19 protein-coding genes are annotated in these 14,439 nt (G+C 36.5%); 10 read left to right on the top strand and 9 right to left on the bottom strand.

Annotation, left to right across the window (positions count from 1 at the left end; genetic code table 11):
- The first annotated feature begins 231 nt into the window (after positions 1-231).
- From ABDZ63_RS03695 to dat, 7 genes are all read left to right on the top strand, one after another.
- On the top strand, positions 232-360 hold the full coding sequence (locus tag ABDZ63_RS03695) for a hypothetical protein (protein WP_343781866.1): 129 nt from the start codon (positions 232-234) through the stop codon (positions 358-360).
- Positions 360-563: a DUF3813 family protein gene (locus ABDZ63_RS03690; protein WP_343781865.1), complete on the top strand. Its 204-nt coding sequence runs from the start codon at positions 360-362 to the stop codon at positions 561-563. The genes ABDZ63_RS03695 and ABDZ63_RS03690 overlap by 1 nt, the downstream gene beginning before the upstream one ends.
- A gap of 162 nt (positions 564-725) precedes the next feature.
- A complete protein-coding gene (locus ABDZ63_RS03685) occupies positions 726-1,622 on the top strand; it encodes a phosphate/phosphite/phosphonate ABC transporter substrate-binding protein (RefSeq protein ID WP_343781864.1) in 897 nt (298 codons plus the stop codon).
- Between the two features lie 146 nt (positions 1,623-1,768).
- The gene (gene phnC / locus ABDZ63_RS03680; RefSeq protein ID WP_343781862.1) at positions 1,769-2,560 is read left to right on the top strand and encodes a phosphonate ABC transporter ATP-binding protein; all 792 of its coding nucleotides are present in this window, start codon (positions 1,769-1,771) and stop codon (positions 2,558-2,560) included.
- Positions 2,541-3,362 (top strand): phosphonate ABC transporter, permease protein PhnE, encoded by an 822-nt coding sequence (gene phnE, locus ABDZ63_RS03675; RefSeq protein WP_343781861.1) that lies wholly within the window; start codon positions 2,541-2,543, stop codon positions 3,360-3,362. The genes phnC and phnE (ABDZ63_RS03675) overlap by 20 nt, the downstream gene beginning before the upstream one ends.
- Positions 3,362-4,159: a phosphonate ABC transporter, permease protein PhnE gene (gene phnE, locus ABDZ63_RS03670; RefSeq protein WP_343781859.1), complete on the top strand. Its 798-nt coding sequence runs from the start codon at positions 3,362-3,364 to the stop codon at positions 4,157-4,159. Before phnE (ABDZ63_RS03675) ends, phnE (ABDZ63_RS03670) begins: the two co-directional genes overlap by 1 nt.
- Positions 4,160-4,284: 125 nt before the next feature.
- Positions 4,285-5,139, top strand: a complete 855-nt coding sequence (gene dat, locus ABDZ63_RS03665; RefSeq protein ID WP_343781858.1) for a D-amino-acid transaminase — start codon at positions 4,285-4,287, stop codon at positions 5,137-5,139.
- Here the strand turns inward: dat and ABDZ63_RS03660 are convergent.
- The gene (locus ABDZ63_RS03660) at positions 5,136-5,603 is read right to left on the bottom strand and encodes a hypothetical protein (protein WP_343781857.1); all 468 of its coding nucleotides are present in this window, start codon (positions 5,601-5,603) and stop codon (positions 5,136-5,138) included. The two genes, dat and ABDZ63_RS03660, sit on opposite strands and share 4 nt — an antisense overlap.
- A gap of 109 nt (positions 5,604-5,712) precedes the next feature.
- Here ABDZ63_RS03660 and ABDZ63_RS03655 point away from each other — a divergent pair, with 109 nt between their 5' ends.
- On the top strand, positions 5,713-5,976 hold the full coding sequence (locus ABDZ63_RS03655; protein ID WP_343781855.1) for a NifU N-terminal domain-containing protein: 264 nt from the start codon (positions 5,713-5,715) through the stop codon (positions 5,974-5,976).
- A 256-nt stretch (positions 5,977-6,232) separates the two neighbouring features.
- Here ABDZ63_RS03655 and ABDZ63_RS03650 read toward each other — a convergent pair whose 3' ends face one another.
- Both ABDZ63_RS03650 and ABDZ63_RS03645 read right to left on the bottom strand, forming a co-directional pair.
- Complete coding sequence (locus tag ABDZ63_RS03650) at positions 6,233-6,781, bottom strand: BsuPI-related putative proteinase inhibitor (protein ID WP_343781854.1); 549 nt, start codon at positions 6,779-6,781, stop codon at positions 6,233-6,235.
- A 57-nt stretch (positions 6,782-6,838) separates the two neighbouring features.
- Positions 6,839-7,693, bottom strand: coding sequence for a YitT family protein (locus tag ABDZ63_RS03645; RefSeq protein ID WP_343781853.1), 855 nt, complete (start codon positions 7,691-7,693; stop codon positions 6,839-6,841).
- 89 nt (positions 7,694-7,782) lie between these two features.
- Between ABDZ63_RS03645 and ABDZ63_RS03640 the strand changes: the two genes are divergently transcribed.
- A complete protein-coding gene (locus ABDZ63_RS03640; protein ID WP_343781852.1) occupies positions 7,783-8,643 on the top strand; it encodes a DegV family protein in 861 nt (286 codons plus the stop codon).
- Positions 8,644-8,702: 59 nt separating this feature from the next.
- Here the strand turns inward: ABDZ63_RS03640 and ABDZ63_RS03635 are convergent, their stop codons facing one another.
- Together ABDZ63_RS03635 and ABDZ63_RS03630 are read right to left on the bottom strand one after the other, a co-directional pair.
- Positions 8,703-10,133, bottom strand: coding sequence for an alpha-amylase family protein (locus ABDZ63_RS03635; RefSeq protein ID WP_343781850.1), 1,431 nt, complete (start codon positions 10,131-10,133; stop codon positions 8,703-8,705).
- A 92-nt stretch (positions 10,134-10,225) separates the two neighbouring features.
- Positions 10,226-10,615 (bottom strand): DUF1516 family protein, encoded by a 390-nt coding sequence (locus ABDZ63_RS03630; RefSeq protein ID WP_343781849.1) that lies wholly within the window; start codon positions 10,613-10,615, stop codon positions 10,226-10,228.
- Between the two features lie 195 nt (positions 10,616-10,810).
- On the opposite strand from ABDZ63_RS03630, the gene ABDZ63_RS03625 reads away from it, so the two are divergent.
- Positions 10,811-12,001, top strand: coding sequence for an ornithine--oxo-acid transaminase (locus tag ABDZ63_RS03625; protein ID WP_343781848.1), 1,191 nt, complete (start codon positions 10,811-10,813; stop codon positions 11,999-12,001).
- A gap of 105 nt (positions 12,002-12,106) precedes the next feature.
- Here the strand turns inward: ABDZ63_RS03625 and ABDZ63_RS03620 are convergent, their stop codons facing one another.
- From ABDZ63_RS03620 to ABDZ63_RS03605, 4 genes are all read right to left on the bottom strand, one after another.
- Positions 12,107-12,346 carry a hypothetical protein gene (locus ABDZ63_RS03620; protein WP_343781847.1) on the bottom strand — a complete coding sequence of 80 codons (240 nt, stop codon included), beginning with the start codon at positions 12,344-12,346 and terminating at the stop codon, positions 12,107-12,109.
- 17 nt (positions 12,347-12,363) lie between these two features.
- Positions 12,364-12,642, bottom strand: coding sequence for a hypothetical protein (locus tag ABDZ63_RS03615; protein ID WP_343781845.1), 279 nt, complete (start codon positions 12,640-12,642; stop codon positions 12,364-12,366).
- A 78-nt stretch (positions 12,643-12,720) separates the two neighbouring features.
- Positions 12,721-13,242: a GDYXXLXY domain-containing protein gene (locus ABDZ63_RS03610; protein WP_343781844.1), complete on the bottom strand. Its 522-nt coding sequence runs from the start codon at positions 13,240-13,242 to the stop codon at positions 12,721-12,723.
- Positions 13,239-14,438 (bottom strand): DUF2157 domain-containing protein, encoded by a 1,200-nt coding sequence (locus ABDZ63_RS03605; protein ID WP_343781842.1) that lies wholly within the window; start codon positions 14,436-14,438, stop codon positions 13,239-13,241. Before ABDZ63_RS03605 ends, ABDZ63_RS03610 begins: the two co-directional genes overlap by 4 nt.
- Position 14,439 lies beyond the last annotated feature (1 nt).

The raw sequence follows: 14,439 nt of genomic DNA, 5'->3' as shown, positions 1-14,439 counted from the left end.
TCTACAATATCATTCATTATTCTTTCCTATTTTCAATTACTTTATAAGACACCATACTACGCAAAAATAACCAATCATATTTTAAACAGTACGACACACACTATTTTTGAACGCGATAAATCGTGTTCATTTTCAAGGTTTGATCTGTAAAGCTAACGCTGATTTCATCACCCAATGAACTTTAGGATCGTAAATGAGCATTACTTCATATCCATTAAAGGAGGAAGCTTTATGCGCCAGAAGAAACAGCAGCAGCCAAATAACCGTGCAAATCCTCAGTCGAAAACAGGAAGTCGCGCTTTCACACAACAAGACAGAAAGCGTAAAGAGCAGAACTATTACAACCGAGGTGGATTTTAATGGAGAACAAATTTTTAAACCAAGCGAGACAAGCTATACAAAACATGACCGGAAGAGATCAACAACACCAAGGACAAGCCCAAGCAGAGGAACAAGAAATTAAAGCGATCCAACAATGTATCCAATCAGCATATGAGCAAAGTTCGCCCGAAGAAGAACAAGAATTAAAACAACTAGAAAATGATTTAAACCAGTACAGATAATGATCTTTTAGAGAGTGACACAAAACGACTTGTGTCACTCTTTTTTTGTTAAGATATTGTAAATTTACATCAAATTCCGCAAATTATGTAGTACTAATGTCATAAATTATTTATAATTAAGTTGTTTTAAAATAATTGATCATTTTCAAGGGGGAGACAGTTTTGAAAAAGTTCCTAACATTTGCAATGGTAACATTAATCATGTTCCTTGCTGCATGTGGTACAAGTGGTGATGAAGGTAACCCAGATGAGTTAGTTATGGGGTTTGTACCTTCTCAAGATTCTGATACAATCGCAGAAACAGTAGAACCTCTAGCTGAAGAATTATCAGAGATTCTAGGTAAAGACGTTGATGCACTTACAATGACGACTTACAACGGACTAGTTGAAGCGATGGGTTCACAGCAGGTGCATATCGGATTCATCCCAGCATTCGGTTATGTAATTGCTAATGAAGATTATGATGTCGATGTAATCTTAAAATCTATTAGACATGGTGATTCTTCTTATCAAGCTCAATATGTTGTACGTTCAGATTCTGGTATTGAAACGTTAGAAGACCTAGAAGGTAAAATTTGGGCTTATGCTGATGCAACATCAACTTCAGGGTTCTTATTCCCTGCTTCTCAGTTAATGGACAAGTTTGACCTTGAATCACAAGGCGACCTAACTAATAACTGGTTTGGTGATACAGTTTCAGTTGGTGGTCATGATACAGCAGCTATCGCGGTTTATGATGGTGATGCAGATGTTGCGACAACGTTCGATGATGTTCGTGATAATTTAGAAGAAGATTACCCAGATATTTTTGATGAATTAACAGTAATTGACTACACAGATCATATTCCAAACGATACAATCTCAGTCATCAAAGAACTAGATGATGATTTAGTTGATGAAATTCGTGAAGCATTCCTTTCATTCAATGAAGATGAAGACATGATTCAAATTATGAATGATGTTTACACGTGGGATGCAATTGAAGAAGCTGAACATTCTGAGTATGATGTTGTAGCTGAAACTTACGAACGTTTTAGAGATGAAGTTACATTAGACTAATAGATTATTAAAATGAACGTTTAACCTAAAAAAGGGAGGAGCAATCCTCCCTTTTAGGTTATAGAAAACTTTTAAGAATACTCAGAAATTAGATTGTGCAATAATCTATTTATCTTGCATAAACTTACAGGCATGAGGTGGAAATTGTGATTGAATTAAAAGATTTGTCATTAGTTTACCCAAATGGACATCAAGGTTTAAAAGATGTCAATGTAAAAATTGAAGACGGTGAGTTTGTTGTGATCGTTGGTTTATCAGGTGCTGGAAAATCAACCTTTATCCGGAGCATTAATCGACTTGTAACGCCTACAGAAGGTGAATTACACGTCGATGGTGACAACATTTTAAATTACAAAGGACGCGGCCTACGTAAGTTGCGCACGAAAATCGGGATGATTTTCCAAAGTTACAACTTAGTTAAACGAAATAACGTCATCAAAAATGTATTAGCTGGACGCTTAGGTCACACAGGAACTGTACGATCTGTCTTCAACCTTTTTAGTAAAGATGATAAAGCTCTAGCATACGAAAGCCTTAAACGAGTCAATATTGACGATAAACTTTATAACCGTGCAGATGAATTAAGCGGTGGCCAACAACAGCGAGTTAGTATCGCACGTGTTCTTACGCAAAAACCGAAATATATCTTAGCCGACGAACCTGTCGCATCACTTGACCCACCTACTTCTCACCAAGTGATGAAGTATTTACGCAAAATCAATAAAGAAGATGGTATTACAACAATTGTTAACTTACACTTCATTGATATGGCGATGGAATACGCTGATCGAATCATCGGAATGAGAGCTGGTGAAGTGGTGTTTGATGGTCCGGTTTCAGAAGTAACTGAAGAAACATTTGAAGAAATCTATGGTCGTTCAATCCGTGAAGATGATTTACGCGGAGGTGTAGAAGAAGATGTCGAACAAAATGTCTAAACCGACCATATATGATGACAGCTATGCTCCACTTCTCTCACCTTGGCGAGTAAAGGCGAAAATTACAGCCATTTTCCTTGTCATTATCATCTTTTTAATGTTTAGCTCTTGGCGTACAGGTGTTGATTTAAATGAGTTAATTTGGGGATTTACTAATATGACTCAAATTACAGACAAATTATTTCCAATTAACATGGCGATATTAGGGCCTGCTATGAATACATTGTTTGAAACAATCCATATGGCGATCATCGCATCTACTTTTTCAACACTGATTGTTATTCCTGTTAGCTTATTAGCAGCTAACAATATTACAACGAATTGGTTTGTTTATAACACTACTCGCCTTATTATGAACGTGTTACGTACGATTCCTGACGTTGTATTGGCGGTTATTTTCGTTGGTTTATTCGGTATTGGTGTGTTTGGCGGTATTGTAGCCTTATTTATCTTCTCCCTAGGAATTCTTGCTAAGTTAATTAGTGAAACGGTTGAATCCGCGGACATGCAACCAGTTGAAGCGATGCGTGCTTCTGGAGCTAACACCATTCAAGCTATTGCCTACGGTGTTGTTCCACAAGTCTTGCCGCAATTTACGTCTTTCTCACTGTACGTATTTGAAATTAACATTCGTGCATCTGTTGTAATCGGATTAGTTGGTGCTGGTGGTATTGGTTCATTACTAATGGATCAGTTCAGCTTCAACAACTATGGTGCGGTTATGACTATCATTTTCGTTATATTTGCTGTCGTAATAGTAATTGAATACATCAGTGGTAAGATAAGGGAGGCGATTATATAATGAGTCAACCACTACCTCCAAAAAAACCAAGATCAACAAAACAAATTGTCCGTAACTTTGCGATTTGTATAGCTATCATTGCACTTTATGTATGGACTTTCGCATCCATTAATATTGATTTCGGACGTGTCATAGAACGCCTTTCATCTAACTTTGACCGCGTCATCCCTCAGCTATTTAGTCCAAATTGGGATAGAGCGCCTGAGGTCATAGAAATGATGATTGAAACCATATTTATTGCTTATGTAGGTTCATTAGCAGCAGCGATTATTGCTGTACCATTAGGGTTCTTAGCTGCGTTTAACATGACAAATAGTCGTTTTTTAGCTACTTTTGGTAAATGGATACTAAGCGGTGTTCGTGCATTTCCAGAGATTATTTTAGCTATTCTATTCGTTGTAGCTGTTGGACCGACACCTTTTGCTGGTATTTTAGCAATTGCGATTGGCTCAACAGGAATGTTAGGTAAGCTTTATGCTGAAGTTCTTGAATCCATCGATATGAATGTCGTTGAAGCCATGCAAGCTAATGGGGCGAATAAAATCCAAATTATGTTCCATGGAATTATCCCACAGGTTATTCCTGAATTTTTATCATATGCGATCTACCGCTTTGAAATTGACGTACGTGCCTCTACGATTTTAGGTTACGTTGGTGCTGGTGGTATTGGTACAATGATCTTCTTCGCACAAAGTGGACGTAATTGGAGCGACATGGGGATGATATTACTTGTTATTATCATCGTCGTTACCGTTATCGACTATGCAAGTACTTACATTCGTAAACGTATCGTCTAAAACCAAAAGATCATTTGGCTACATGCCAAGTGATCTTTTTTAAGACTTTTTCAATATTTACATATTAATCAATATCAACTAACATAATGAATAACATATAAGCACAGATATAGGAGCTGAAGCAGATGATTGTCCTTAAAAACAATGAATTTATTGAACGAAACAAAGCAACCATTGATATGGAAGATCGCGGCCACCAGTTTGGTGATGGGGTGTATGAGGTCGTCCGTGTTTATGACGGTGAAGTCTTTCTCATGCAAGATCACCTTGATCGACTGCAGTATAGTTTAGATGAAGTCGAAATTAAATATGATGTCAAAGAACAAAACCTCAGTTCACTATTAGAACAATTAATTAAAAAGAATAAAGTTCATGATGGTGGCATCTATTTACAAATTACACGTGGTGTTGCTCCGCGTAATCATCCATACCCTAAAAATGCTAAACCTATGCTGTTTGCCTATCCATTAGAGCTATCCCGCCCTTTACAAGCACAGGCAAACGGAATTAAAACGATCTTACAGAAAGACTTCCGTTGGTTACGTTGTGATATTAAAAGTTTAAATCTATTAGGAAATGTCATGACCAAGCAAAAAGCAAACAATGCTAATGCAGGTGAGGCTATCTTTTATCGTGATGACAACCACGTCACAGAAGGTTCATCAACTAACGTTTTTATCATAAAAAACGGAAAGTTATACACACACCCAGCTGACAACTACATCCTAAATGGTATCACAAGGCGTTATATCCTTTTCTTAGCACATAAACTTAATATTCCTTATAAAGAGAAGGTTTTTGGATTAACTGAATTAAAAGAAGCTGATGAAGTATTTATGACATCAACCTCAGCTGAAGTGACACCTGTTGTTGAAGTTGAAGGTGACAAAATAGCTAATGGACAACCAGGACCCATTAGCCAACAACTTTTAGAAGCATTCTTTCAATATAATCATGTAGAACAATTAACGAACGTTTAAGAAGACTCCTTAGTCACTTTTACTTTATTCATCATCCATTCAGTTAAGTAATATAAGTTAAAAAAGAATATAACATGGGCGATAAACCAATCAAAAATGGCGACGAGATCTGTAGGTGCAGGTGTCGTCGTTTTTGCTAAAATCGTTAACGGAAAATAGGTTAAGAAGGCAATAAATGATAATAAACCGGCAATTTCCATACGACGTTCCCATAAAGATTTTTTCTTCGTAATAATATACAAATAAACACAGACGATCAATGTCGCAACTAGTACATGAAGTGAATATTCAAATGCTTGGTAAACATTTTCAGGCACTGACTCACTTGGTGTGTAAATAAAATCAATATTTAATAATAACGTAAATAATTGCTTACCTGTAAATGCCTCTATAACATATAAATACAAACTAATCGCTGTTGATGATATCAACCCTATTACAAGTGCTATGTATAAATAACGCATGTAATCCCCCCTCTCCTCTATTAATCATACCATTTTCTAATTAACATTTCTTTTGTCCAAGCTTAATTCGTGCTAATATATAAGAGAGAAATTCAGGGAGGGATTGACGATGGCTGTAATTACAGAACCAACACCAAATCCAAACGCAATGAAGTATACTGTAGACAGTGTGATTTTTGAAGGTGATGATAGTATCTCTGTCATGCAAGGTGAAACAAGTGAACACGACGTTTTAAATGATCTAATGGAGCTTGTTGGTGTCGATAATGTATTTGGTTATTACAACTTCATTACCGTAAACAAAACATTCGATGCTAAATGGGAAGAGCTTTCCCCTAAAGTAGAAAAAGTAATTGAAGGATACGGTTATTAAAGAAGAATAAAAAATCCGAACGATTCATGGTGAATGAACTCGTTCGGATTTTTTGCTTTTCAATACCGCTACATTAAAAAATGCCTGAGCGCTGATAAACCTCCCACGATCGCTGATAAATTCACTCGATCGCTGATAAAAGCATCCCAATCAGGAATCTACGCATTTTAATTTCAATCAGATAGCAACTCATCTAACACAAAGGCAATAATGTTCATATTTTAACAACGAATCTTATTCTACACGATCGTCTGTGTTATTCTGGCACTTCAAATGTCACTTCTTCTTTAAACGGATGATCATCAATTGACTCTTCATTAACTTCATAAGGTATTAATTCAACACTTACCTTATACTCTGAAGGATCTACACGTACACCATCTTTCATATAATCCCAGGAGTCTTGGAATTCTAATTCATCACCTGGTGAGAGGTCTTCCATGACAATTGCTTGAGTAAACATCATCCCCTCAGAAAACCGATACAATTCTTCATCAGATTCTAAGTCTGTTACAACAACTTCAAACTTTTGCCCTGAGGAGAAGGAGATTGTCATATCGTCTTCCCCTTCATGTATTAACTTCATATCAAACTTTACACTATCCTCTCCAGCTTGAACATCAACATCAAATGTTAATTGATTCAACAAAGCATCCACCCCTGATAATTGTTCATCTTCTTCACCATTTTTATCATCACCGCTATTATAATCTTCCTCAGGTGAAGAATCTTGTCCACCTGTACCACATCCGATTAACATCAGCATAAGGACTATAAATACTTTCAAGTAAAGAACATTTTTCATATCAGACACCTCATGTCATTATATTGTACTCTATTAGACGTCTTAAGCTACTTTAGGTTACACTTTTTCGTCTTCTTTTCTAAAGAAACCGAAAATGCCAGTCGTTTGAACAATATTAGTAAATGAGTTTGGATCTGCTTCTTTTACTATATTTTCTAAATCATATAATTCGTAACGTGTCACAACGATCATTAACATTTCTCGGTCCTCATCAGTAAAAGCACCTTTGGCCGGAACACGTGTAATACCACGAACCATATTCGAATGAATCGCCTTTGTAACATCGTGTCCTTTTGCAGTAACAATCATGGCAGTTAACTTAGAATGACGCGTATGAATCGCATCAATTACACGCGTTGTCACATATAACGTAACAAGTGTATACAAGGCTTTTTCTGGGTCATATACAAGACCTGCAACAACGATGATCGCACCATTTAACGTTAAGAAGTATACACCAATCGGACGGTCTTTCATACGTGATAAAACCATCGCGATGATATCCATACCACCTGTTGATGCACCCCACTTTAAAGTCATACCGACACCCACTCCAGCAAACAAGCCACCAAATACAGCGTTCAATAGAATATCGTCTGCTAACCCTCTAATCTGAATGGTCTCAAGAAACAATGTCATAAAACCGACTGAAATAATACTATAAATCGTAAAACCTTTTCCAACTTTAAGCCAACCTAAAATAACAACCGGAATGTTAAGTAAGAATAATAGAATACCAGTACTAATATCTATATTAAAAAAATCTTGAGATATACTAGATGAAATCTGTGCAACTCCAGTAAATCCACTCGCAAAGACATTCGCCTGTTCTAAGAAAAAGTTTAATGAAATAGCGTTAAAAAATGCACCAATAATTACAATGACAAACCGTTTTGCTTCGAATATAAACATAATAGCCTCCTGACTAGCATTGACGTATGCAATTTGTCCTATTAAACTAAGTATAATAATAATTGAAAGAATGATCTAGGAGGAAATCCATGAGCGTAAAATTAATCGTTGATTCAGGTTCAGATTTACCAAAAGACACCTTAGACAAATACGATATTGATCTCGTATCGCTAATTGTACACCTAGAAGGGCAAGATTATTTCGACCGTGATACAATTGACTCACAAACGGTCTACGATGCCATGAGAAATGGTGCAGCACCGAAGACAGCACAAGCAACGCCAGATACATTTTATGACATATTTAAAAAGTATTCAGATGAAGGCCGTCCAGTCATTTATCTAGCTTTCTCCTCAGAGCTATCTGGAACTTACCAAAGCGCTACCATTGCTAAACAACAGCTTGAGGATGAGCATTCAGATCCTGAAATTTACATCATTGACACTCGTGCTGCTTCAATGGGGCATGGCTTAATTGCCTACCATTTAGCAGAGGCAATCGAAAATGGCGGAAGCGTTCAGGACATCCTAGACACTGCTAACTTTTATGTCAATCATATGGTTCACATTTTCACAGTCGATGATTTAGAATACCTTAAACGAGGCGGGCGTGTTAGCAAGGCCCAAGCTTTCGTTGGTGGTATGCTAAAGATTAAACCTCTGCTTCACGTAGAAGATGGAAAGCTCATCCCACTTGAAAAGGTAAGAGGTTCGAAAAAAGTAGTTGGCCGCATGGTTGACTTAGCTGGTGAACGCGGTGAGTCATTAGATGAACAAACAATCGCGATCACTCATGGTGATGATGAAGATACAGCTAACATGCTAGCTGAAAAACTTAAAGAAGCTTACAATCCTAAAGAGATCATCATTCACCAAATTGGCTCAGCTATTGGAGCTCACGCAGGTCCTGGAACAATAGCCTTATTCTTCTTAGACGATTTGCAGAAATAAACATTATATCATAAATATACCCAGATGAAAGGACAATTAACCTTTCATCTGGGTTTTCTTTATTGATTCCCTTTATCTTCTCTTCTATTTTTAAGATACATCACAATCGCAAACACGATAAATGTTCCTAACACACCAAAGAATAATAAAGTCAGTGGCCAATAAATCCCCTGATTAGGCTGTACATTATACACATTAGCCGATTCACGCTCTAAGCCAACTGTGTATGTACCATCATCATTTTCACGAATTAAATCATCTTCTATTACACCACGCATCTCCATATCCGCTGGGAAATGATCTAGATCAGTATATTGAAAATCACCACTATTATTGATTGCAGTCATAACGCGATCACCTTCATGTTCACGCTCAAAAACTAAGAAATAATCATCATCATATAAAACGTTCATCTCACCTTGTCGTACAGCTGCAAAATGATCAGTAAAACTATCAAGCTTCTCAATGTGACGAATAAGCTGCTCATCACCGCTTAAGAAGTTCACCATCTGATGATGACTATTGTCTTCTACTAAACCATCAGATGGTATTTCTGTTCCTTGAAATAGCCAAGGTTCATTTGGTGTCATATATAAATACGTTAACGCCATTTTCCATCGTGTAATTGGATGATAGCCACTCTCCTCCATTGCACGTGTGAAGCGGTCTGTTGTATACGTATCCATGTAATGAATAAGATCCGGGTTATTTAAATAATCATCATTTAATAACATGTCATAATCTACTTCGATTGTTTTAAACAACTCCGCTGCATCCTCACGAAAATCATCATGTAATACTCGATCAAATCCAGATTCTAACAAAGAATCGACTTGACTTTCATTAAACTCTCCTAATTGTCCGATCCAAAATTGATCAGTCAATTCAGCTGTCAATAACTCAACAAATTCATCTGGCATTTGATCTGGCTCTGGAATATAAAAGCCTGAGGTTCCTAAAGTTTCCTGCCAATCTGCCATCTGTTCAAATAAATATTGTTGAGCTGCTTCATCAGAAACTATAATTTCTCCATCATCATTTACCCAATCTTCATTGACCATCGGGCTATTTTCACTCACTTGACTAATCGGAAAGTGTAGTATCACTTCAATTCCTGCATCACTAAACTCTTCTACTAACAATTGAATATCTTCAACAGATCCATACGTTTCCTGGATTTGTGTATAATCTATTATTTGTTCACCCGTATAATCATCACTTTTGAAGAATGGTGATAATACAACATGAGAAATGCCTAGCTCTTCAATATGACTGATGCGATCAGCTATGCCTAAAAAGTCGCCACCATGAAAGCCATGAGGATCATCACGATCTACCCCTTCTTCTGTTACTTCATAAGAATTTTGGAAGCGATCGATTAATATATAATAATAACTATTTCGCTCATCACTTTCTTGAGCTTGTCCTATAAACGGAAACACTAACATAAAAGCAATCAGTGAAAATAGTGCGATCGTAAAACGTTTCATCGTTGTTACCTCACTTTTAGGGAAAAGTCTTTTTAAAACTACGTTAGTTCTTAAAACAAATAGAAAAGCCCCATTTAAGGGACTTTTAATCATTAAGGTAAAAATCCAAATGGTAAACGGCCGAAACCTAGCGCTAATACAATAATTAATGCAAACACTAGCTGTAACCATGCAGCAAACTCTTTTTTACCTTTTTTCGCTTTAGCTAATGTCATCTCAAAAGCTGCAACAACCCATACACCTGCTACAACTTTTACAATTGACTCAGCAAAGAATCCACTTTGTACACCGAAGTAAAAGCGGAAGAATAAGTCAGCCCCTGTTGCAATAATGACAATATATAATACACGTAAAACCATCTGTAAAATTTTAACCGGTTTTTCAGCTTTATTTTGTTTAATCATGACATACGCAATAACAAATAAAATAATTGCTGAACTCCAGGATAAAATATGTAATAAAGCCATTTGTTGATGATCCATAAATCCATTCCTCCTTTGCTTCTATCCTATCACGTTTTAAAAATGTGTGCGATAAAATTGTTGACAACTTTGAAACAATCCATTCAAACGGGTATAATAACAATTAGTTTAGAAATTTTAACCACTAAGAGTTGAATTACCATGGACCCACTCGAGTTTACATAAGTGGATTCAAAATATTATAGGAGGGATTTCATGACTCAAAGCAGTAAACAGATTATCGATCAAACAGAACAATTTGGTGCAAAAAACTATGTACCACTGCCAATTGTCGTCTCAAAAGCGGAAGGCATTTGGGTTGAGGACCCTGAAGGCAACCGTTATATGGACATGCTAAGTGCATACTCTGCAGTTAACCAAGGTCATCGCCACCCGAAAGTAATTAATGCGCTTAAAGAACAGGCTGATCGCGTTACATTAACATCTCGCGCTTTTCATAACGACCAATTAGGTCCATGGTATGAAAAGATTTGTAAGCTGACTAACAAAGATATGGCACTTCCAATGAATACAGGTGCTGAAGCTGTGGAAACAGCCATTAAAGCAACTCGTCGTTGGGCATATGATGTGAAAGGTATTAAAGAAAACCAAGCTGAAATCATTGCTTGTGTCGGTAACTTCCACGGCCGTACAATGTCAGCTGTATCACTATCATCTGAAGAAGAATACCAGCGCGGTTTCGGTCCATTATTACCAGGTATTAAAATTGTACCTTATGGTGATGTTGATGCTTTACGTGATGCAATTACAGAGAATACAGCTGGATTTATTTTAGAGCCAATTCAAGGTGAAGCTGGTATTGTTATGCCAAAAGAAGGATTTTTAAAAGAAGCTTATGATGTCTGTAAAGAAAATAACGTTCTATTTATTGCTGATGAGATCCAAGCTGGCTTAGCACGTACAGGTAAGATGTTTGCCTGTGACTGGGAAAACGTAGAACCAGACGTACTTATTTTAGGTAAAGCACTTGGAGGTGGCGTCTTCCCAATCTCTTGTGTTGTAGCTAATGAAGATATTTTAGGTGTGTTTAACCCAGGTTCTCATGGATCAACATTCGGCGGTAACCCACTAGCAAGCGCAGTGTCTCTTGCAGCTTTAGAAGTTTTAGAAGATGAAAATTTAGCACAACGTTCATTAGAGCTTGGCCAATACATGCTTGATGAATTAAGGTCAATCGATAATCCTGTCATTAAAGAAGTCCGTGGTAAAGGATTATTCATTGGAGTTGAGCTAAATGAGCCAGCTCGTAAATATTGTGAAGAGTTAAAAGAAAAAGGCTTACTATGTAAAGAAACACACGAAAATGTTATTCGTTTTGCCCCACCATTAATCATTGAAAAAGAAGACTTACAATGGGCAATTGAGAAAATTAAAGAAGTATTATAATAAAGAAATGGGCTGTCCCGAAAGTCATACTAATGATGATTCGGGACAGCCCTATTAAATTATGGCTCTAAAATAATTGTTGGGGGTAGCGGGCACAATTTTACGTTACGCTATAAACTCCATAATCGCGCTTAAAAAGACAAAAACAGCTAAACCAACAATAATCGCTCCAAACACTTTCTTACCTTCAACAAAACGCCTTGCCGCCATTAATCCAAGCATAATACTACCCGTAATTAAAGCAATCGTAATAAAAATTGGATCAACGACAAAATTTAAAATAATTAAAAGTAACGTTAAAAATGAAAAAACAATTTCTAAAATTAATAATCTTTGACCTGTCATTTACCTTTTCTCTCCTTTTATGTCACCCATATATAAATAATATAAATCACAATAACAATATTAACGACCAATTGTAACTGGAACTTATATTTAAAGCTGTCTAACAACTTATTGATAAACAGCGCCATATAAATCGTCGCGCCTAACAACATCACAATGACGAAAAATTCCATAAAACGCCCAACATATAAGACATGGAACACATGACCATTTGCATTCAACATAATTAAGATTAAAACCCCAATTAAAAAAACAAAGAATCGTGATGTGATCTCTTTAAAGGATATATCTTTCATGTGTGCACCTCAATCTAATTCAAACATTCCGTTTCATATTGTAACTGAAAACAACACGTTACACCACAATTTTATAACTTATTGCTCAACTCCGACACTTTCGACTTCAACAATCTTTTTCTGTCCCCAAGGTGATAAAGCAATTGTTACAAGCATACGACTTTCAGAAAACTCCAATTCCTCTTGCTGCTCTGTATGTGGATGATAACGCTCTAAGCCTAAATCAATTTGATGAATTTGATTATTATCTTGATATCTATAACGTGCTTGTAGCATGACATCATCACCCTCAACACTCATTTCACGATCAGATGCAGCCTTTAAACGAAAGATCCCCTCTTCATCAGGTGTCAGTAATACATAAATCAATTGATTAGAACTAACTTCATCTGAAGCAAACCAATTCTCAGGACGAACTTCCTCTGCTGAATAACTAAGATGGACATAATCACCATAAAATACCTCCTCAGCATTAAAAGCTTCAGTTTGAATCGTAATCACTTGCCCAAAACGGTCTAACATATAACTAGAAGTAACCATGAAGAGTAATACGACAACTTGTAGCGTAACAGCAACCCAAAAAAATCGTTTCCGTATCATTCTTCATCACTTCCTTTCAACCTCTCACGTTGATAACGGTTTAAGATCATGCCAACACCAAATAATACTAATCCACCCATTAAAAAGAAGAATGTACGATCTAAGAAGTCCCATGCCATCTCAATATAGACAATACCTATACTAATTAAAAACGCCACAATGCCATACTTCACTTTAGACTCTTCATACAATTGATCACCTTCTACCATTTTCCCAACTGAAAAGGTGAACAACACAAAAGTAGCAAGTAATGTTGTATATTCTGGCCAGACAAACACAGGCAAAAACAAGACCAACTGTGTCAAACCAACCTTTTCTTGATTTAGAATAGCTAATAAAATCACTAAACTTAAAAATGGAATTAAAAATAAATAATAAATCTCTTGTAAAACAAACGCCTCGCTATAAACAAACGGATCGAACAATAAGGCTTGAAACACGACAAAGATAAACATACTGATAACGGCCGTTCCTTGAAGAGGCTTTTGGATTTCATCAAATTTGACTCCATAACTGACTAAATAAAAAGTTAATGCAAAAATCGTAAACCAATAAAACTCTAGCTCACTTACCGAAAAGACAAATAACTGAACCGCTAGTAAACTAGTGAACAACCACATTAAACGTTTTTGCTTTAACAAATACCCAGTTGTACCAAAGGCGATCACAAACAGTGCTAATAAAAACCAATCAAAGTCATGTAATTGTATTGTAGCTAACATCTGTCCAACGAAAACAACGATGAGTCCAAACACCCAAATAAATACATGGGGTTGACTAAGATAAATAAGTAACGCTGCTATCCCCCACATAAAAAATGGTAAAGTACTGTTCATACTGAAATGATACATATCCCCTAAAAGGAAAATTCCAGAACCAAAAGCCGATAACGCCACAACATAAGCAAAAACGCCAACACCATGATGTCCTCTTATAAATGCACGATAACCAACAAAATAGAAAGCTGACATAAAACCTAAAATGATCAAGACACGGAATAAATGATGAATAGCAGTCCAATTGGCCGCTACTAAAGATAAACAAGCCAAACCAATTAAAATAGCTGCTAAAAAGAAGAACAGCGTTGGCGTCGAATGCCTCTTATAACGACTAACAATTGCTTGTCGCTGCTTCTGATCAATTAAGCCTTCTTCTACCCATTCCTTCGATTCTGCCTCAATCCACCCGCGCTTCATG

This window comes from Alkalibacillus silvisoli (assembly GCF_039521975.1).
In the GTDB taxonomy this organism is placed as follows: domain Bacteria; phylum Bacillota; class Bacilli; order Bacillales; family Alkalibacillaceae; genus Alkalibacillus; species Alkalibacillus silvisoli.
The sequence above is the reverse complement of the archived record's forward strand: the minus strand, read 5'-3'. Positions and strand labels throughout refer to the sequence as shown.